Annotated in this window: 1 pseudogene; it reads right to left on the minus strand. The window is 59.8% G+C overall.

The features are described 5' to 3' along the window. Positions 1-231: 231 nt before the first annotated feature. Positions 232-443 (minus strand): annotated as a pseudogene (locus tag AC2JF9_RS09350) (hypothetical protein); the annotation flags it as partial.

A 443-nucleotide genomic window follows, 5' to 3' on the forward strand; every position in this document is an offset into this window, starting at 1 on the left:
GTCCTGCCAGCGCCCGCTACCCTGGCGATCCGTCCTGAGCATGACATCGGACATCAGGTCCCATGGGGCATCACTCAGTTCGTGCCGCCGCATCGCACGACCCGCCTTGATCAGCCCCGTCAGGGAAACAGCCCTGCCATTCCGCAGGTTCACACGCTGCCAGACCGGATCTCGTTGTCTCGCTGAGGGGAATCCGGTGATTGGACGTGACTGTCATTCCTCGGGATAAAGTCAGCGCTGTGTACCCCAGCGGCGGACGGTGCGGACCTCGATGCTTCTAAAGATGACACCTTCAACGAGGAGGCCAATTGCGATGACGGTGAGCAACCCCGCAAAGACGTAGTCTGTCCGCAACTCATTCCGATTTTCGAAGATGAACCAACCAAGCCCACCCTTGCCAGACGAAACGCCGAACACCAGTTCCGCAGCGATAAGCGTGCGCC

Source organism: Lactobacillus sp. C449L (assembly GCF_059900815.1).